19 protein-coding genes are annotated in these 20094 nt (G+C 53.7%); 3 read left to right on the top strand and 16 right to left on the bottom strand.

What is annotated here, in order from left to right; genetic code table 11:
- Positions 1-82: 82 nt before the first annotated feature.
- From deoC to SNR34_RS15985, 6 genes are all read right to left on the bottom strand, one after another.
- A complete protein-coding gene (gene deoC, locus SNR34_RS16010) occupies positions 83-733 on the bottom strand; it encodes a deoxyribose-phosphate aldolase (protein WP_236414371.1) in 651 nt (216 codons plus the stop codon).
- A 287-nt stretch (positions 734-1020) separates the two neighbouring features.
- Complete coding sequence (deoR, locus tag SNR34_RS16005; protein ID WP_236414254.1) at positions 1021-1959, bottom strand: DNA-binding transcriptional repressor DeoR; 939 nt, start codon at positions 1957-1959, stop codon at positions 1021-1023.
- 218 nt (positions 1960-2177) lie between these two features.
- Positions 2178-2525, bottom strand: a complete 348-nt coding sequence (locus SNR34_RS16000) for a hypothetical protein (RefSeq protein ID WP_339272165.1) — start codon at positions 2523-2525, stop codon at positions 2178-2180.
- Between the two features lie 101 nt (positions 2526-2626).
- Positions 2627-3304 carry a class II aldolase/adducin family protein gene (locus SNR34_RS15995; protein ID WP_236414252.1) on the bottom strand — a complete coding sequence of 226 codons (678 nt, stop codon included), beginning with the start codon at positions 3302-3304 and terminating at the stop codon, positions 2627-2629.
- A gap of 42 nt (positions 3305-3346) precedes the next feature.
- Complete coding sequence (locus SNR34_RS15990) at positions 3347-4831, bottom strand: rhamnulokinase (protein WP_486179574.1); 1485 nt, start codon at positions 4829-4831, stop codon at positions 3347-3349.
- Between the two features lie 50 nt (positions 4832-4881).
- Entirely contained in the window at positions 4882-6672 is a 1791-nt protein-coding gene (locus SNR34_RS15985) for an L-fucose isomerase (RefSeq protein WP_343260535.1), read from the bottom strand.
- Between the two features lie 353 nt (positions 6673-7025).
- Here SNR34_RS15985 and SNR34_RS15980 point away from each other — a divergent pair, with 353 nt between their 5' ends.
- Positions 7026-8045: a LacI family DNA-binding transcriptional regulator gene (locus SNR34_RS15980; protein WP_339278292.1), complete on the top strand. Its 1020-nt coding sequence runs from the start codon at positions 7026-7028 to the stop codon at positions 8043-8045.
- Positions 8046-8218: 173 nt separating this feature from the next.
- Here SNR34_RS15980 and SNR34_RS15975 read toward each other — a convergent pair whose 3' ends face one another.
- From SNR34_RS15975 to SNR34_RS15965, 3 genes are all read right to left on the bottom strand, one after another.
- Positions 8219-9112: an NAD-dependent epimerase/dehydratase family protein gene (locus SNR34_RS15975; protein ID WP_486179573.1), complete on the bottom strand. Its 894-nt coding sequence runs from the start codon at positions 9110-9112 to the stop codon at positions 8219-8221.
- A 146-nt stretch (positions 9113-9258) separates the two neighbouring features.
- Positions 9259-9978 carry a class I SAM-dependent methyltransferase gene (locus tag SNR34_RS15970; protein WP_486179572.1) on the bottom strand — a complete coding sequence of 240 codons (720 nt, stop codon included), beginning with the start codon at positions 9976-9978 and terminating at the stop codon, positions 9259-9261.
- A gap of 31 nt (positions 9979-10009) precedes the next feature.
- Positions 10010-10990 (bottom strand): Gfo/Idh/MocA family protein, encoded by a 981-nt coding sequence (locus SNR34_RS15965; protein ID WP_236414245.1) that lies wholly within the window; start codon positions 10988-10990, stop codon positions 10010-10012.
- Between the two features lie 209 nt (positions 10991-11199).
- Here SNR34_RS15965 and SNR34_RS15960 point away from each other — a divergent pair, with 209 nt between their 5' ends.
- Together SNR34_RS15960 and SNR34_RS15955 are read left to right on the top strand one after the other, a co-directional pair.
- A complete protein-coding gene (locus SNR34_RS15960; protein ID WP_236414243.1) occupies positions 11200-11793 on the top strand; it encodes a bifunctional transcriptional activator/DNA repair enzyme AdaA in 594 nt (197 codons plus the stop codon).
- Entirely contained in the window at positions 11790-12608 is an 819-nt protein-coding gene (locus SNR34_RS15955) for a radical SAM protein (RefSeq protein ID WP_486179571.1), read from the top strand. Before SNR34_RS15960 ends, SNR34_RS15955 begins: the two co-directional genes overlap by 4 nt.
- Positions 12609-12744: 136 nt before the next feature.
- Here SNR34_RS15955 and SNR34_RS15950 read toward each other — a convergent pair whose 3' ends face one another.
- The 7 genes from SNR34_RS15950 to SNR34_RS15920 all read right to left on the bottom strand — a co-directional run bounded on the left by SNR34_RS15950 (position 12745) and on the right by SNR34_RS15920 (position 19782).
- A complete protein-coding gene (locus SNR34_RS15950) occupies positions 12745-13851 on the bottom strand; it encodes a Gfo/Idh/MocA family protein (protein WP_236414239.1) in 1107 nt (368 codons plus the stop codon).
- Between the two features lie 57 nt (positions 13852-13908).
- Entirely contained in the window at positions 13909-14637 is a 729-nt protein-coding gene (locus SNR34_RS15945; protein WP_236414237.1) for a ThuA domain-containing protein, read from the bottom strand.
- Between the two features lie 72 nt (positions 14638-14709).
- The gene (locus SNR34_RS15940; RefSeq protein WP_236414235.1) at positions 14710-15882 is read right to left on the bottom strand and encodes a Gfo/Idh/MocA family protein; all 1173 of its coding nucleotides are present in this window, start codon (positions 15880-15882) and stop codon (positions 14710-14712) included.
- 49 nt (positions 15883-15931) lie between these two features.
- Positions 15932-16981 (bottom strand): LacI family DNA-binding transcriptional regulator, encoded by a 1050-nt coding sequence (locus SNR34_RS15935; protein WP_486179570.1) that lies wholly within the window; start codon positions 16979-16981, stop codon positions 15932-15934.
- Positions 16982-17259: 278 nt separating this feature from the next.
- Positions 17260-18336 (bottom strand): class II fructose-bisphosphatase, encoded by a 1077-nt coding sequence (glpX, locus tag SNR34_RS15930; RefSeq protein WP_339278286.1) that lies wholly within the window; start codon positions 18334-18336, stop codon positions 17260-17262.
- Positions 18337-19052: 716 nt separating this feature from the next.
- A complete protein-coding gene (locus SNR34_RS15925) occupies positions 19053-19445 on the bottom strand; it encodes a DUF2752 domain-containing protein (RefSeq protein WP_236414232.1) in 393 nt (130 codons plus the stop codon).
- Entirely contained in the window at positions 19432-19782 is a 351-nt protein-coding gene (locus tag SNR34_RS15920; protein WP_236414231.1) for a DUF4234 domain-containing protein, read from the bottom strand. Before SNR34_RS15920 ends, SNR34_RS15925 begins: the two co-directional genes overlap by 14 nt.
- Positions 19783-20094: the final 312 nt, after the last annotated feature.

Raw genomic sequence — 20094 nt, 5'->3', positions numbered from 1 at the left:
AATCTACTGCATGGCTAATGGAACGAGGCCTGTATGCTAGTGCCCTAGTGTGATTAATTCGTGCGGTTTATATAGCTTCGCCTTAATAAGAAGATGTGGATTGTCCGCCTTGCATAATTTTCACGCCGGAGCTGGCTCCGATGCGCGTTGCGCCTGCTTCGATCATTTTTTGCATGTCTTCGAGGCTGCGCACGCCGCCGGATGCTTTAACGCCTACATTCGGGCCCACCGTACGGCGCATCAGCGCGATGTCTTCCGGAGTGGCTCCGCCCGTGGAGAATCCTGTGGACGTTTTAACGAAATCAGCACCTGCTCTAACTGCCGCTTCGCAAGCACGAACCTTCTCGTCATCGGTAAGCAGACAGGTTTCGATGATGACTTTCACCAACGCTTTGCCTGCTGCAGCTTCCACGACCGCACGGATGTCCTGCTCCACGTAATCGTCCTTGCCGTCCTTCAAAGCGCTGATGTTAATGACCATATCCACCTCGGTAGCACCTTTGGCAATGGCATCTTTGGTTTCGAATGCTTTCGTTTCGGATGTGGACGCACCCAGAGGGAAACCGATGACCGTGCAAATATCGACGCCAGTGCCTTGAAGCTGTTCGGTGGCGTAAGCAACCCAGCCCGGATTGACGCAAACGGAAGCAAATTGATATTGTTTCGCTTCTTCCGTCAGTTTATGGATTTCACTTTGCGTAGCATCGGCGCGCAGCAAGGTATGATCAATCATTTTTGCGAGTTGTGATGTATTCAATCGAATCTCTCCCTTAGTTTTCTGAACTGATGAATTCCATACTGCTACACTACCATGAACATATGTAAAAATCAATTTGAACTTTCGTTCAACCTGTTAAGATAACTTGGGTTGCCATACGACTTATCTTTTGCCTAAAAAAGCAAAACATCCACCGATTGTCTTTGGCAGATGTTGTCACCGCTTTCTATATTAACCGGTTTGCCCCCGGCAAGCATTATTCCAACGGCGGCTTAAGGATCTGCCGCGATTCGGCGGCGGCTTTACATTCGCAGCAGTGCTTGCGCCGTGTACTGGTCCGTAACCAGGGTGTTCGCATAATGTCCTCTCAATGCCGCATGGATGGCTTCGATCTTACGCTGCCCACCGGCAACGAGAATCGATTTGTCTTTTTTGCGCAGCTCGCCAAGATCGATCCCCACGGTTCTGCTGTTGATCTCATCGCTGATCAATCGGCCTTCCGCGTCAAAGAAGCGGGAACAGATGTCTCCCACGCCGTTTTCCATCAGAAGCCGCTGCTCCGTTTCGTTGAAATAGCCCAATTTGAACAGAAGCGCATCTTCTTTCACCGTTCCCACGGTGAAGACCGCGATGTTGGCCTGTCTCCCGAGTTCCACGATCCTTCCGATATGCCTGTCGGCTTCGACCATTTTCTTCACTTCAATATTGTCGAAAATGACCGGCAACGGCAAATACCGCGGAACGGTATGAAAGGCTTCGGCGAACAAATGCGCAATCTCTGCCGCATGAGTATTCACATGTGAATGGCTGACTCCGCCCTTCAGCTGAACGACTTCAACGCCCTTGACTTGTTTTGGGCGCAGCTGCCGGGCCACGTCATGCATCGTCGTTCCCCAGGTCACGCCGATGATATCGGTATCCTGCACGATCTCATGCATATAATCGGCCGCACGTTTGCTGATGTGTTTCCGGATCTCTTCATCGCTTTTGATCGGAGCAAAACAAACCAGCGCCGTTTCAAGCCCATATTTGGCCTTCAACTCGTCGGCAATGATGTCGATGTCCTCCAGCGGGTCCATAATTTCGATGCGTACATACCCGCGATCCTTGGCGTACTGTAACAAACGGGATACCGTAGGGCGCGACACGCCGAGCCTCTCGGCGATATCCTGCTGGCTGTAATCCGATTGATAGTACAATTTGGCTGCTTCAATGCTCAGTCTTTGCTTTTCCAAATCCATCCCTGCTCGCCTCGCTTCACTATAAGCCCAATTATGCCTGACTTAACGTTGTCCCACCACAAGCCTTGGAAAACGCGTCCTGTTCATTATACATGAATCGCTGCAAGGGTCACTATTCCCGCACAAAAAGCCTGCCTCTCCTAGCATAGCGCTAGGATAGACAAGCTTGGCGGTATATATCTATATGATTATATATATTTAGAGCGGAAGCTGTTGTATTATCTGCCGGCACCGGATCGGGTGATCGTTTCCAACTTGCGTGAAATGGCATTGCGGTCGACTTTAAGCCCCCACAATTCCTCGATGATTTTTTCTTTTTCGTCCGGTTCGTCCGTATCCTTCAACTGCAGCAGCAAAGCATGCATTTGTTCATTAATATGTTCAAACTGTACCCAGAGGTCGTGTCTGACCTCATGCGAATCCCGATGGCGGTTTGCCTCTACCTCTTCGCGGAGTGCATCCAAAATGGATTGCTTCCATTCATCATCCCCAAGCCGGTCAGCCATGTTCAGGAGATCCAGATAATCGTCGACAAGCAGCGAGTTCAATTCATCGTATGTTTTCATCGTTTATTGCATCCCCCTACGGTTTGTTTACCAAGTATTATACTCGGAAATAGCGGATATGCAATAGTTGTCGAAAAAAGAAATTCATTTATTTTCACGAATCAGGATTTAAGCTGCTGCAGCAGCTGGACGCGGTACGCCTCCGTTTCCAGAGATTGGATCTCTTTATATTGTTCAGCCGTGAGCGCTCTGGGTTCTCCGACCGACTGGGCGATCATGTACACCTTGGCGCTTTCCTCAACGACTTGTGTACGATAATAGGCTTCCCGCAGATTTTTGCCGATCGTCACCAGACCATGGTTCGCCAGGATCAAGGCGCTATGCTGCCCTGGTCCCACTTTCGCGGAGACGGTATCGGCAAGGCGTTTGGTGGTTGGCAGTACATAAGGGACCATACCGATGTCCCCCACGAGTGCGGATTGATCGGGAAAGAGGTGCGGCAGTTCGTCGTATACCAGGCTGAGCGCAATGGTGTAGGCCGGATGCGTGTGTACGATCGCTTGAATGCCCGCATTAACGCGATACGCGAACAAGTGCATCAACACTTCGGATGAAGGGCGGGGAGAGCCTGGCCGCGTCTCCCCCGTGGAAATATCCACGGCAACCCACTCATCCGGTTCCAGTTCTTCCAGCGCATAACCGCTTGGGGAAAGCAGCATCGTGTCGCCCGCGCGTGCGCTGATGTTTCCGCCGGGTCCTACCACCAGTCCTTGCGCGACCGCTTTTCTGGCATACTTCGTCAGTTCCTCCCGCACCTGCTGTTCCGTCTGTTCCAACATGTCCTCTCCACTCCTTTATATCCAAGGTTTAGATCATTCTATTTACGTCTGCATGTTCAATCGCTGATACGTGCCGTATGCTTCCTGCCATTGCGCCATTTCCTGGGGTTCATACGTCTGTGGTGAAAAAGAAACCTTCATGACCTCCCGGATCTCGCCGAGATGGGCAAATTCGCCCTGGGCCATCAACTGGACCATGCAGTTTCCGGCCGAGGTAGCCTCGGCTGGGCCAGCGATGACCGGAATGCCGGCAGCATTTGCGGTCAACTGACACAGCAGCCGGTTATGCACCCCGCCCCCCACCATATGAATCACGCTCGGCTCAACCCCCGTAACCCGTTCAAGTTCTTCCAGCGTCTGCCTGAACTCCAGGGCAAGGCTTTCGATGATACAGCGCACGACGGCTCCAACCGTCGCGGGCACCGTTTGCCTGCTGGCCTCGCACTGCTTGCGAATCCGCTCTGGCATGTTGCCCGGTGCCATGAACGCTTCGTCAGCCAAGGAGACGTAACACAGATGCGGTGTGGACGTGGCGGCGAGCTGGACCAGTTCCTCGTGCGAGAACGATCGCCCCTCCCGCTCCCACTGTCGCTTGCATTCCTGTAGAAGCCACAGGCCGGATCGGTTTTTGAGCAGGCGAATCCTGCCGTCTACCGTACCTTCATTGGTAAACCCCAGGTCGCGGGCCGTATCATTCAATACCGGCTTATCCATTTCCATGCCCATAAGCGACCATGTTCCACAGCTGATAAACGCATGGTCCGAACCTGTGGCTGGAATGGCCGCAACGGCGGAGGCGGTATCATGCGAACCCGCAGCCACAACCTGAATGGGGCCAGTCTGCAATTCTTCGCGCAGGTCACCGGACAGTCCACCTAGGATCGTTCCAGAAGGAACGACCTCGGGGAACAACGTTTCCGGCAGCCCCAACCGGTGTAAGAGCGGTTCGTTCCATTGCGATCGCCCAGCCTGAAGCAACCCGCTGGTGCTTGCGATCGTATATTCGCAAGATTGCACGCCAGAGAGATAATAGTGGAACAGATCCGGCATGAACATCATTCGCGTATCCGAACCCAGATGTCCGGCATGCTCCCGCGCACGTCCGAACAATTGGAACACGCTGTTGATCTGCTGGGGCAATATGCCGGACATCAGGTACAGTTCCCGTTCGCTGACGAGGCGCACGGCCTCCTGCATCCACGCTTTGTTGCTTGCATCGCGATAATGGCGCGGATTTCGAAGCAGCCTCCCGGTTCCGTCCACCAGGCCGAAATCAACGCCCCATGTATCTACCGCCATGGAACGGATCCCGGACACGGACCGTGCCCCTTTCGCGATGCCTTCCTTGAGTTCATGATAGAGCCGCAGGAAATCCCAATACAGGTCTGCGCCGAGCTGCACGGGATCGTTGGCGAACCTGTGCACCTCTTGCAACTCAAGCTTTGCGCCGTCATAGCTGCCCCGAACCACCCGGCCGCTTCCGGCCCCGAAATCTGCGGCAAGCACGCGGATTGCCTGCTTTCCCATCCGCTATTCCTCCTTTTAGAACCGATGATCGACAATGTCTGTAAGCAATCCTAGCGGTACAATGGGCCAAAGGTGCTGCATGCGCGGTAATCGGCATTTTCCGGTTCGCTCGTGCCGAACAGTCCCCATGCTCGCGGCCGGAAAATGTCTTCAGCAGGCACGTTATGCATGCTGACCGGTATGCGCAGCATGGAAGCCAGCGTCAGCAGGTCTGCGCCGATATGGCCATATGAGATGGAGCCATGATTCGCTCCCCATTGGTTCATGACTTCGTACACGGAGGTAAAGGCTCCCGAACCGGTCAGGATCGGGGCAAACCAGGTCGATGGCCAAGTCGGGTCCGTGCGTTGATCGAGCGCATCGTGCACGTCCTCCGGCAGATCCACCGTATATCCTTGGGCAATTTGAAGCACCGGGCCAAGTCCCTTGACCAGATTGAGCCGGGTCATCGTGACAGGCATGCCGCCCCGCGTAAGGAAATCCGCCGAGAAACCGCCGCCCCTGAAATATTCCACCGATGCCGGTCTCCAGGATGTGGCCCCCAGGCACGCCTTGGCTTCTTCATCCGTTATTTCCCAAAACGGCTTCAGCGCCGGCTTACCGTCCCGGGTCTGTTCGCCCGTGCCGTCCAGCGCCGCCGAACCGGAGTTGATCAGATGAAGGATACCGTCCTGCGCAAGGCCTTCCAGCTGATGTCCTGTTACCCGTTTGACGGAGTCCGGGCTCCAATACGTACGCACATCGGCAAAAATCTGCGCGGTATGTGTCAGCAAGGAACCGAACAGCATGGATACGCCGTTCAAGCTGTCGTTTTCCGTAGCGACAAGATAAGGCGCACGTCTTCCGTTCCAGTCGAAGGAGGAATTCAGCATCGATTCGAGGAAATCCCCGTTCGGCGCATGATCCGTCCACTGGCGTTGTCCTTGAAAACCGGATACGATCGCATGGTGACCCATCGATTCTTCGGCATAACCGAGCTCGGCAAGCCTTGGATTTCCGGCCATCAAATCCCGCACGATTTGCGTCATTTTCACGACCGTTTCCCATTCGTAATCCTTCCGCTTGCGATCCGTCTGTAAATGCGGTGGATTGTTATCCGGGCCTTCAATGCAGTTCTCTTTCACCCAAGCGAGCGCCAGCTTGTATTCCTCGGGATCGTAGATTTCTTCCTCGATGCGGCGCGTCAGTTCGCTCATGTCCACATATTCGTTCCGCATGCCGAGATATTCCTGAAAGAACGCATCGTTCACGATGGAGCCGGCAATCCCCATGGAAACCGAACCGATCGACAGATAAGCCCGGCCTTTCATCGTGGCTACTGCGAGCGCTGCGCGGCTGAAACGCAGCAGCTTCTCCCGCACATCGTCCGGAATCGAAGAGTCTCCCCCATCCTGAACATGTTCACCGTAAATGCCGAACGCCGGAATCCCTTTCTGGGCATGAGCCGAAAGTACAGCCGCCAAATATACCGCACCCGGCCGCTCCGTGCCGTTGAATCCCCAAATCGCCGTCGGCGTCGAAGGAGACATATCCATCGTTTCCGTGCCGTAACACCAGCAAGGGGTGACCGTAATCGTAACGCCAACGTTGGAGCGGTTGAACAGTTCACCTGCAGCCGCAGCCTCGGCGGCGCCGCCAATGCAGGATTCGGCAATGATGCATTCTACCGGCGAGCCGTCGGGGTATCGAAGTTCAGCCGAGATCAATTCGGCCACGCTGGTGGCCATGCGCATCGTTTGCTCCTCCAGCGATTCGCGAACTCCCTTGCGTCTTCCGTCAATCGTGGGACGAATGCCAATCTTGGGAAAAGCCTGCTTATAACGGTAATCCTGATGTGTCATCGTTTAGCGTCCTCCTTTAATGGGTCCATGGAATTTCGCGAATCACGTTACGATGCCTTATTTTCTTGTGCCCACAGCCTTGTATACGGGTTTCGCTCGTTTTGAATGCGTTTACATAACTTTGGTTAAAAACACCGATACAATCTCTGCGCATGGGACCTCATTTTCAATGAATATGTACTCGCACCTTCTATGATGTAAACTGCCATTCTAGGCAAGCAGGATGCTGTGAAAATGAAGTCTTTTGTTAGTAGGGTTATCGGTAACCCTAACATAGCATGCACTTCTCTTGCTGTCAATCGCGGTCATCCTATAAAATGGGAGGAACATCACCTGAGAAAGGTTCGATCACATTGATTACCATTTATGACATTGCCAAAAAAGCCAACGTCTCTGCGATGACGGTCTCCAAAGTCATCAATCAGACGGGGCGAATCAGCTCCGCAACGCGTGAGCGCGTGCAGCAGGTCATTGACGAGCTCGGATATATTCCGAATTCAAACGCACGAAGTCTCGTGCTTCAGCGGACCGGCATACTGTCCCTGCTCATTACCGATATTACCAATCCGTTCTATACTACCCTGGCACGGGGAGCGGAGGATGCAGCCCATGAACGCGGATACCGTCTGCTGTTCGCCAACAGCGATGAAGATTACGGGAAGGAAAAAAGTTATGTCGAGGCCCTGCTTTCCACTCGGGTCGACGGAGTACTGTTTGCGCCTGCCGGAGACCGGTCGCTGGACCATTTGCAGCAATTGCAGGCACGCAGCATTCCGTTTGTCATTCTGGACCGCACCGTTCCGGGCATCACGTCAGACGTTATTGCCGGCGACAGCCGCGAAGGCGCCCTCCAGCTGATGCGTTACCTCGTGAAGCTCGGCCACCGGCGCATTGCGCTCGTCAATGGTTCTCCCGATGTGTCGACGGCCCGCTTGCGGGAACAGGGGTATATGGAGGGATTGCAGGAAGCCGGACTAGATGCCGATCCATCCTTCGTGCTGCGGACAGACTACCGGGATTTCCGGGACGAGCAAGCGCTCCATTCATTACTGGACGGCCCGGACGGCCCTACGGCCATTTTTGCCGCGAACAATCTCGTTGCGATCGGAGTCATTCGGATTTTGCGAAAAAAAGGGCTTGCCGTGCCTGACGACGTTTCGGTCGTCTGTTTCGACGATCTGGATGCAGCGTCCGCGTTCGATCCGTTCCTGACCGTTGCGGCGCAGCCGGCCTATGAATTCGGCGCCCGAGGCATGCGGATGCTGATCGATCGGATCGAGGACAAGGCGCCAGCCGAGCCCCAGACGGTCATTCTGCCATCGGAGCTGCGCATACGCGCGTCGGCGACTTCACCACGATCTGCACCGTGGTGAGTGATGGAGCAATTTGCTGAATACGCGGGCGGCTCCGGGTATGGTTTCATCCGCCGCTTGATAAACAAAGACCATGCATCGCGTTGGATGCATGGTCTCTTTATAATAACCGCGTATGCTCAGCTCGATCGAAGATTCGTGGTCGCATTAATCATCCTCTGGGACATTATCGTTCAAACGTTGGATTGAAGCGCGAGCGCGACTTCTCTGACAAGACCCGGGAACCAGTCCATCAATGCCTCGAACGAATACCCTTCCTGCTCCGCTTTCGCTGTATCCATGAACCACGATTGCGCCACGCCGAACGGCGACATGTCTTCCGGCCCTGTCCGGGTCAGGATCTGGGCCTGCATGCCGGTCACGGTTTCGATCAGGTTCATCATCGCCGACAGGGTGATCGTGCCTTTGGATGCAGCGTTGACAGGACCCGTCAACGAATGTTTGCCAAGCCATGCGAGAAACCTCGCCGCTTCGGTCGAGTTGATGAAGGCGATCTCCGCATCTTTGTTCGGAATGCCGATCGGCTTGCCCTTTTGCACGTGTTCGACATGGAAATGCAGACGTTTCGTATAATCATCGATGCCGAGCACGATCGGGATGCGCATCGCAGCCACCGGAAAATCAGCCTGTTGGAAAAATACCGCCTCCGCCAGCCGTTTGCCCTCCCCGTAGGAGAAATCGTCGCGGCCTCCCGGTTGGACCGGATATGTATATGGATCAAAATCGGTCTCCGTAAACCCGGGGCGCGGATCGCCATAGACGGACAACGTTGACGTCAGCACATAACGCCGCGTTCTTCCCTTGAAGGCCTCACAAGCGGATGTGGCGTCATTCGGCGAATAACAGATGTTGTCGTAGACGACATCCCAGTGGTCCGACTGCGCGGCAGCCGCAAGGGATTGCGGATCTTCCCGGTCCAATTTGATCCGTCTCACCTCGTCTGGGAAACCTGGATCCGTATTGCCGCGCGTAGCGATCGTAATCTCCGATTGGCCTTCCCATAACAGATGGTCTACCAGACGTTTGCCAAAGAAACGCGTACCGCCAAGAATAAGCACTTTTTTCATTCCCATTTAACCTCCTCTGCACGTTCTGACTTAAAACCAAATTATAACGGGCGTTGACGAAGAAGAACAAATTCCGGAAAGCGGCAACCTGCCTGATTTCAACCACTGATGTTCCTCAGCGGAGGAAAAATCACTGCCTGATAAGATCATTTTCGGATGATTAGCATCGTGTGTGCGCCCGACTGGAACTCGTATGCGGTCTTCACTTCCGATACGGAATACCCGGATTCCGCCACCGAAGCCAGCAGCTCATCCATTTGACTGTAGCGTTTCCCCGAACGATCTGCCGTAGGGAAAATGCGCAGCTCCCCTTTGGTCACCCGCAGCAGCTCCCGCAAGGTACGCACATGGAAATCCAGATCCAGCTGATCTGCGTAGGTAAAAAGGAAATGGGCCGATAACGTCAAATCGAACCGTTCATCCTCAAACGGCAGACCAGGCAGCACGGCTGAGACATAACGTTCCGGAAAGTTGGCCATGTCATCGGTACTCTCTCTGAGCGCACGCAATCGTTCCACTTTCAGGCCGTCGATCGACCCGTGCTCCTCCCAACGAAAGCCGTCGCTTACTTTGGACAACTGCCGCATCGTATGATCGATGTCTGCCTGCCCCTTCAACCTTAAACTCTCCAAATCAAACGCATACGCGATATCGGCCGCAACGGCACGGGCACCGAGCTCGCAGGCTCGCGCCGTAAAGGAACATGCGCCTCCCGGACAATCCAGAATGGATGTGCCACGCAGTTCTTCCGGACGAAGATCGAACATGCGCACGTATTCTTCAAACGTTCTTCCGATAAACACGATCTGGTCCAGCTCCAAAGCGGACGACCGTCCCGTTTGCTCTTCTCTTCTGTTCTCGCTCATCTCTACTCGCCTCGACTTTCCAATTTTTCATTCAATCATTCGGGAAAACAAGTCCGATTTGCTTCCGAATCCGATCCATGACCTGCATCGTGACCAGGGAGCGTTCATACGTATTGATGTCCGACTCTCGTCTGCCCTCTTCGATCAGCTTCACGAACTCCTCCACCTCATAATACATGACCGGGTGCGTCTGATCCGCCGCAATGTTCTCGACGGTGCCGTCGTTGTACCGGATTTCGGCCTGTTCAGGGGATCCGATTTTGTCGATCAGGATGCTGCCCCGTTCGCCCATAATTTCGGTAGGAACATAGGAATTCGAAATTTTCGAATACGTCACGACGGCTTCCAATCCTTCATAATTCAAAAGGACGCTGCCCTGGCCGTCCACGCCGGAATCCAGCATCATCGCTTGCGCCTGCACCTGCTGGGGTGCGCCAAACAGGGTAATCAGCGGATACAGGCAGTACACCCCAAGATCCATCAGCGCCCCGTTCGCCAGTTCCGGTTTAAATGCGTTCAGCACGACGCCTTCCTTGTATTTGTCATAACGCGAGGAATACTGGCAATAACTGGCCACGTATTTGCGAACAGGCCCGATTTTGTGCAGATGCGATTGCACCATCCGGAACACGGGCAGCACGGTCGATTTCATGGCCTCCATCAAGAGGACATCGTGCTTGCGCGCAACCTCGATCATGCGACCGACTTCGGCGCTGTTGGCCGCCAAAGGCTTCTCGCACAACACATGTTTGCCGTTACGCAGAAACAATTCTGCCTGCGCGGCATGAAGCGTATTGGGCGTAGCGATGTATACGGCATCCAGATGCTCGCTCGCTGCCATTTCTTCCAAATTCGTGAACCGATGTTCTGCTTGATATTGATCGGCAAAGGCATTCGCCTTCTCCGCGGTTCTCGAAAAGACGGCCGTCAACTCGAAACCTTCGACCTGCACGGCAGCCTCCAGCAGCCTTTCCGTAATCCAATTCGTACCTACCACGCCAAAACGAACCATGTCTACCTACCTCTTTCATCGATGAGTAAATATTATTATCAGTCTCCAGTACATTGTAGCTTATATTGCATTCAGATTGAAGGCAGCACCTCACCTCATCGCATGCTCTATTGGACTTCTCAGAAATTCGTTTTGAAATCTTGCTTTTACGTTCTTTCACCGTTGTTGACGATCTCAAGACGGTTATAATGGAACTGGAGGTGAGTGCCATGAAACATGCCGCAGACCGTCGAGCCGGCGCAAAATCGTTATCCTTGAGCGAAGAACACTGGAAAGCCATCATCGGCAACGATGCGTCTTGGGACGGGCGATTCTTTTACGGCGTCGCGACAACAGGCATCTTCTGCCGTCCTTCCTGCAAATCCAAGGCTCCGCTTCCCGAAAACGTTCTGCTCTTCGCAAACGCCGACGAGGCGCTGAATCGCGGGTTTAGACCTTGCAAACGCTGCAAGCCTACGGGAAAACGGGTTCCGGACCAGGAATGGATTGCCGTCGTTACCGACTATATTCATGTCCATTATGCCGAAGCAATTACGCTGGACGCATTGGCCGCTGCGAGTCACGGCAGTCCCTATCATTTGCACCGCGTGTTCAAGCGGGTCACCGGCATGACGCCGGTTCAATACATTCAAACGAAACGGATGGCTGCGGCCAAAGGCTTGCTGCGCGACCAGAGCCTTTCCATTGCCGAGATCGGGCCCAAGGTCGGCATACCGAATGCCGCTTATTTTAGTACCCTCTTTCGAAAATCGACCGGCCTCACGCCCGCACAGTATCGGGAAAAGTTAGGTGATGACTCATGAAAGCGACCATTTTCCATAAAACGCCAAAATCGCTGATGAACAAAGGAAGCGGCTTCCTTCAAGGGTATTCCCACACGTTGAATCCGTACGCCGGATGTTCCTTTGCGTGTTCATATTGTTATGTCAGGCAGATGCCGGTGGCGCTGTTTCGCGGTGAGGCCTGGGGCAGTTGGGTCGATGTGAAGCAGCAGGCCGCCGCCGTGTTTGTCCGCGAGCTCAAACGTGCCAAGGCCAAAGGTCCTGTGACGATATTTATGTCCTCCAGCACCGATCCTTATCAGCCAGTCGAACATAAAGAACGTGTCACGCGCTCTTTGCTGGAGGTGATGGCCGACGATCCACCAGACTTCGTGCTGGTCCAGACCCGCAGTCCTCTCGTCACCCGGGATATCGACCTGCTTCAATCCTTGGGTCAGCGCGTGCGCGTAAGCATGACGGTGGAAACCGATCTGGAGCATGTCCGCAAGCTGTTCAGCCCGGCTGCGCCGCCGATCGCTGCAAGATTAAAAGCGCTTGCCGCACTGCGCGACGCAGGCATTCCGACGCAGGCAGCGATCGCTCCGGTTTTGCCAAGCAGCGAACGATTCGCTTCCCTGCTGAGGCCGCTTACGCAGCGCATTTGCATCGACGATTATTTCATGGGCGACGGCAGCGAAGGCAAACGAACGCGCAAGCTTGGCTTGGATGCCCTTTATGAAGAAGGCGGATATGAGGAATGGTACGGTCCGGATGCTTACCGAATCGTGCTGGAGCGCATGCGGACATGCTTCTCCCCGGACGAAATCCGGGTCAGCCAGGCGGGTTTTGAACCTTGAACCTTATATCGGTAAACCTTGAATTATTGTAACTCGATCGTGAAAAGCAGCAGCCCCGCCTCCTTAATGATAAGGACGCGGGGCTGTTTTCATGGTCCTGCAGCCGGTTGAATGAGCTGCTATTGACGAAGTTTTTTTATTGATCCAGCGTGTACAACGGCAAGTTCTCCGGCAGCGCCGCCGGACGTTTGCAGGTGCTCTTCATCTCGTAGAACGTTCCGGTATCGGAGGAGTCATGGAAGGCCCACATGGCTTCAAGCACATGGTATGCCAATTCCCCGCTTGCCCGATGAGCGCGGCCGCTGCGCGCAGCGTATGCCATATCCGCAACGCCGATTCCGCGCGTGTTTTCCTGATAGCCGGGAAGCAGCGGAACCTCGGTCCACTCCTGCTCGCCCGTCAAGCGATACCGGACCGGACCGCCGAAGGTGTTCGGATCGGGAACTTGCAGCGTGCCATGCGTTCCATAAACCTCGATCGGAGGCAGTGCGCTTCCGCCAAATACGTCAAAGCTCGTGATGAGCGTGCCGATCGCCCCTTGCTCGAATTGCAGCAGCCCTGTTACATGCGTCGGAATGTCCACTTGGATCGTTTGGCCCCGCTTTTTCTCGCTGCTAATGGTGCGTTGGTCCATGGCCTTGCCCGTCATGCCCGCAATTTTGGAGATCGGTCCGAGCAGCTGCACCAGTGCCGTCAAATAATAGGGACCCATGTCGAACATCGGGCCGCCGCCCGATGCATAGTAAAACTCCGGATCCGGATGCCAGTGCTCGTGGCCGCGGCTCATCATAAAAGCGGTCGCAGACATCGGCTTGCCGATTACCCCGTCTTCGACGAGTTTCAGCGATGTCTGAATGCCGGAACCGAAGAACGTTTCGGGTGCGCAGCCGACCAGCAAGCCCTTTTCGCGGGCAAGCTCCAGCACGGCTTGACCTTCTTCGCGGGTAACGGCAAGCGGTTTTTCGACGTAGACGTGTTTGCCTGCTTCAAGCGCCTTCAAGCAGACATCCGCATGTACGGCGGGGATCGTCAGGTTGATGATCAGTTCGATTTCGGGATCGGCCAAAATCTCTTCCACCGAATATACTTTCGGAACCTGATAGGCAGCAGCCTGTTCCTCCGCGCGCTTCCGGTCGATATCCGCTACGGCTGCAAGCTCGAGCACCTCGAATCGGTGGCAGTTTTCCATGTAGATGCCGCTGATTTTGCCGCAACCAATAATGCCGACTTTCATTTTGTCCATGATTGTCCGTACTCCCTTCGGGCGTATATTGAATTGTTGGAGCTTCTTTAAGCCGCGTTATACCGTTTGATTATCCGCCATGCCTGTGTATGCTTCCGTGCTCGCAACATTCCGTTCTTTGGCCACGGCTTTGCCTGCCGCCGCCCATTTGAAACCGCTGCGCATCATTTCGGACACGGGTTTCATGTCCACGATGTCGGCATGGTGTCCGAGCGAGTTGTAGAACACGCGGCCGGCTCCCCAGCGCTTCGTCCAGACAACAGGCATGTCGACAGGACCGTTCGCCGCATGAGGACCGTTAACGATCGGGAAGCGGGTTGTTGCCAATACTTCCACCGCAGGATCGACATGCAGGTAATATTGCTCGCTTTTGACTTCGAAGTCTTCGATATGATCCAGGAGCGGGCTTGACCCGCGCTTCATGTTCACCGTGTACTCGACGCCATCGTTGCCGGGATGGGCAACCCATTGTCCACCCGTCATGAACTGCCAATCAACGTTGTTGCGGAACGCGTCGCACATGCCGCCGTGGCAGCCTGCAAGACCGACCCCGCTCTGTACGGCCGCGGATACGTTATTGACCAGCTCTTGTTCAATCTGCCCCATCGTCCACAACGGAACGATCAGATCCAGGTCAAGCAGTTTCTGTGCATCGGCGTAGGAGTCCAGCGTGTTGGATACCTCTACCTCAAATCCTTCTTCCTTCAAAATGCGTTCAAAAATAGCCGCTACCTGTTCCGGTTCGTGACCATCCCAGCCACCCCATACGATCAAAGCTTTGCTCATCGCCAATCACTCGCTTTCCCGAAAGTTTGTTATATTCGCTGCCATGGCACTTTGTACTTTGTTTCCTCAACCCTACATTTCTTCCAGTCCGACCCAACGCCGTTCCGTTACAGAACGTTCCACGGCTTCCAATACGGCCTGACAAGCTACGCCGTCATGGAAGCTTGGCTGAGGCTGGCGTCCTTCGGAGATCGCCGTCACCAGTTCCAGCATTTCATGCGTGAACGTATGCTCGAAGCCGATCGTGTGCCCAGCCGGCCACCAAGCCTCGGCATACTTATGCGCCGCATCGGTCGCAAGCACGCGCCGGAAACCTTGCACATCTTCCTCATCCTTCGTGAAGTACACTTCCAACTCGTTCATGCGTTCGAAATCGAAGCGCACGCTGCCCAAGCTGCCGTTGATCTCGAACGAATTGGTGCTGCGATGGCCTGCCGCAAAACGAGTCGCCTCGAAACTGCCCACCGCACCGTTCTCAAAACGTGCGAGGAACAAGGTCGCATCATCCACCGTAACTTCGCCCATCGGCGCATCGGTGCCCGAGTTGCCTTTAGCGGTCAGTCCGGTCATTTCCGAAGCCAGCGGACGCTGTTTGATAAACGTTTCGCTCATGCCGATGACTTCCTTGAATTCGCCGACCAGGAAACGCGCCAGATCGATCAGGTGAGCACCAAGATCGCCGTGCGAACCGGACCCGGCTACGTCTTTTTGCAGGCGCCAAACGAGCGGGAACGATGGATCGAGAATCCAGTCCTGAAGGAAGAACGCGCGGAAATGATAAATTTTGCCGAGACGTCCGCTCTCCACCAGCTCCTTCGCCAACTGCACGGCCGGAGAGAAGCGATAGTTGAATCCGACCATGTGGGAAATGCCCGCTTCCTCCGCTGCCTGAAGCATTTCGCGGGAATCCGCCAGCGAAAGCGCCAGCGGTTTTTCGCAGAAGAGGTGCTTGCCCTGCCGTGCCGCTTCAAGCGCGATTTCCTTGTGCGCGTCGCTCGGCGCGTTGATATCGATCAGGTCGATGTCGTCGCGCTTCACGAGCTCCCGCCAGTCCGTTACGCTTTCAGCCCATCCGAACTGCTGCGCAGCCGCTTGAACTCCCTGCTCGCTCCGTCCGCAGATCACGGACATCTCAGGCTGGAGCGGAGCCGAAGGGAAGAACATCGGCAGAGCGCGGTAAGCGTTGCTGTGGGCCTTTCCCATGAATTTGTATCCTACCATTCCGACACGAAGACGTTTTGACATGCTCGTTTCCTCCTTTGGAAATTGCCATCGTTAACATTGAAACCAATCTCTAAGCTTTACGTTCCGAAGACGCACGGATGATAAGCTTCGTCGGCAGCAGCTGCCTTGCCGGGTTGAACGCCGTGCTTTCATCTTCCGTGTAATCGCTTTCGCCAAGCGAGTGGCGAATCAGCTTTGCGGCGGCCAGCTCGCCCATTTCGTAAAAAGGAACCCTTACGCTGGTTAGCGGCGGAACCGCCATCTCTGCTGCGTCGGAGTCGTCGTAACCGACGAATGCCGGGAAATCGCCTATAGCTATGCCGCGCTCGCGCAGGCCATGCATGACGCCAATCGCCATCCGGTCATTGGCCGCGAACACCGCATCGATCTCGCCGATCCGATCCGCAATGGCTGCGGCAGCCTCCATGCCGCTCCTGCGGCTGTAATTGCCCTGCAGGAGAAGATGCGGTTCAGCTCCCAGCCCAGCCTCCGCCAAGCCGATACGAACCCCCTGCAGGCGCTCCTGGCTGTTCGAATAACGGTCAGGACCGTTGAGGAACGCGATTTTGCGGTAGCCTTGATCCGCAAGATGCCTGATGGCCAGCCTGCTGCCCTCCACATGATCCGCATCCACTTCCATGAACGATTCGCCGGCAAAATGCTGGTTCATCACGCAGAACGGATGCCCTTCATCATGCAGTTCCCGCAGGGCCGCCAGTTCGCTCGGGTCATCTTGCGCCCCTAGAATGACGCAAGCGTCCACCTTATGGCGTCGAAACAGATCCGCATAGTCCATCACTTCGTCCGCCGTTCTGAACAGAACGAGCAAGTCCATGCCGTTGTCCCTGGCCTTGCTACCGATGCCGCTTAGCATTTCCGAGAAGAAATAGGCCGAAAATAGATGGGCCTTTGGAACGTACGGCAACACAACGCCCAGATTTCCGCTTTTGCTGCGTGCGAAACGGCTGGCGAGCGCGCTCGGTACGTATCCCAACTTTTTGGAAGCTGCAAGCACTTTGCGGCGCGTTTCTTCCTTGATGGGGCCTACCCCGTTAAGCACGCGGGATACGGTGGCTTCGGACACGCCTGCGAGGTCCGCGACCTCTTTTCGCGTAGCCATCGCCTCACCCCTCTCATGTAATTATGAAATCAAAAGTTAACGAAACAGGGCATAAACGATGGTGTGATCAACGCTCAATCCCTCGGTTAACTTTTATGTACGCGCGTACATTTTCTCATGTGTTGTAAACGTTGTCAATACTTTTTACGTAAAAAGGACGGGCTCTGACCATAAGCAGAACCCCTCCTTTTTTGTCTTGTCTTTATTCGATGCAAATCGGGTGAACATCTTTTATTTCAAGCTGCAAAAAGACTGCTGGCTTTTATTTCCCTGATAAACTAACCGCTTACTCCCGTTACTCCGGCATCGGCGGAAGACTGGCTGAATTCGGCCTGTTCGAACACTTTCGGAATGCGATCCGCAGGCTTCGGTTTGGACTGCAGCTGTCTGACTTTATGAAGCACTTCTTTATTGGGAAGGAAATGCATGGAGCGAATGAAGCGGATCGTTTTGGTTTTGGCCCGCATTACGATCGAATAGGTCTCTGCCCGATCATCCGCAAGATATCGGACGCCTCCCAGAATTTCGCCGGGGGTTACGCCCGTCGCGGCGAAAATGACGTCTTCCGTGCCGATCATGTCTTCCATCGTCAGCACCTTGTATGGATTATCGATCCCCATCTGCAAGCAGCGTTGGAATTCGTCCGCATTGGCAGGCATCAATCTGCCCTGTATTTCTCCTCCGAGGCAAGATAATGCCGCAGCTGCCAGAACCCCCTCCGGCGCTCCCCCTGATCCAACATACAGGTCGATGCCTGCTTCAGGAAATGCCGGCGCCATCGCTCCTGCCACGTCGCCGTCGCTGAGGAATTTGATGCGCACGCCCACTCTGCGCAGCGTTTTGATCGTGCTTTCATGTCTTGTGCGGTCCAGGATCATGACCGTTAAGTCCGAAATGTTTTTGTTCAGAGCGGCAGCCGCCTTTTCAAGCGTCAATTCAATCGGATCTTCAATGCTGACTTTACCTACCAATTCAGGCCCCACGGAGAGTTTCTCCATATACATGTCCGGGGCGTGCAGCAAATTTCCTTTTCCCGCCACTGCAATAACCGATAAAGCGTTGTTCAGCCCCTTGGCGACAATTTCGGTGCCTTCGAGCGGGTCAACCGCCACATCGACCTCAGGTCCTTCGGCATTGCCGACTTCTTCGCCGATGTACAGCATGGGCGCTTCATCCATTTCTCCCTCACCGATTACTACCGTGCCGCGAATGGACACGGAATCGAACATGGCGCGCATGGCCAAAGTAGCCGCTTCATCTGCACTGTTCTTGTCTCCCCTACCCATCCATGGGGCAGAAGCCAATGCTGCCAATTCTGTTACTCTGACAATTTCCAACGCCAGTTCGCGTTCCATTTTCCCACTTCCTTTCCAGTTTTCCAAAGCATACAGGCAGAACGGAGTGGAAATCCATCGCAAATCGGTATGAAAATGATCTAAGACATGCCTCTCCCCATGCCATTTCAAAATATTAACTTTATTGCAGTTAGACGTGGGACCTTCTAAGCGGACCGATTTTCAATCCATTTTCAACGAAGATCATGGATGCAGAGGCTGAATGCCGACCGCTTTTTTGAAGGAAAATACCTCCCATGACCGTGTGCACGTCATATTTACCATCCAAACCGCATATTATAGCTCTATAATTCATGAAACAAGGGAATGTTAACATTTTTATTATGGAGTATGTCGCCAGAACTTCGGCGAGTTCATTTTTTCGAAAACGATTTTCATGAGATCACAGCAGGCCTTGATCAGCTTCGAAAAATGGTAGAAATGGAACGATGAAGTCGGAACAATCGAGGAAAGTTGTATAGGAGGTTTGATGCGGGAATGCTTTATTTTCAAACTTTTCAATCGAATCCTTGCATAGATGCTGCTTATAGGGGCCATCGAAAAATATAAGTTTACATAATAATAATTACGTATGTAATTATCGTGAATTTTCCCGGAATGAGTTTTTGCGATTTATTTACGTGGTCAAAATAGAAAAAAAATGAAGCCGCTAAAGCAACAAAAACAAAAGAAAAACAGGCATGCCCTGTCGGACATACCTGCTTCATCCCTTATTTTCACCCCAGCAACGTGGGTGCCATCCAACCGAACATAGGGGTATTCCTCATCATGCCGAATAACAGGGTTAGCCCCAGCATGCTGGCCATAATGGCGTTTTTGGTCATGTCCCACTTGTATTTCGATGAGATGGTATATGCCAGATACATGGGTGCTAACACAAACACAAGCATATTAAAGCGGAAAGCCTGAGGCAGATCCCCCTGGATCAAAGAGAGGAGCGTTCGGGTAATCCCGCAACCCGGGCAGTATAATCCCGTCATTTCATGAAAGACGCATGGAATGCTTAATCCCGTCCAAGGCAGCCATACCTTTAAATACGCATAACCCGTAATTCCTAACAGGATGGTGCCAACCGCCTTTTTTCGAAAGGGGGTATTAATGCGGAGCATACGAATACTTGTTCAGTTCCGACTGCATGAGCGCGTAGTTGATAATTCCCAAGCCGAACAGGCTGAGCACCAGATAGAGCACGGAGTTATCCGTTATGTATTGGGAACGCTGCTGCTGCACATAAGCCAGATGTTTACCCACCTGGTAAGACCAGATGAAGGTCCAGATCCCGCATGTGATAATGGAGAGCAGAAGATGTTTGCCGCCGGTGAAGTCTCGATCTCCGCTAAGTCTCCCTGTATCCTCGGTAATCGTATAGAACCAATACAGTCCATACAAACCGCAAGTAATAAGAGTAAGTATTACCGATAACGCTACGCTTCGATTTGCTACCATTGCAAAATCCTCCTGGATGCCGTGTTATTCCGATCGAAATTCACTCATGACCCGGCCGGAAAACCGTATTTTCTTTTTTGCGTGCTAAATAGACCCTATGCACTCGATCGGGTATCTGGTGACTCCATGGATCAAAAAACACCGGAATCGCATCATTCACCTCCTGCGTCTGTTTGGGGCTGTTCAGCGTCCTGCTCTATAAATCAAAACTTCCTTTCCATTATATTCCGTCATTATCGTTTCGTACATATCATTTTCGCGTTTTTATCGTATGGTTCCACAAAAAACGATTGCTTTTCTTTGCTGTTCAAC

This window comes from Paenibacillus sp. XP01 (assembly GCF_057364885.1).
This window is presented reverse-complemented; position numbering and strand designations above follow the sequence as displayed.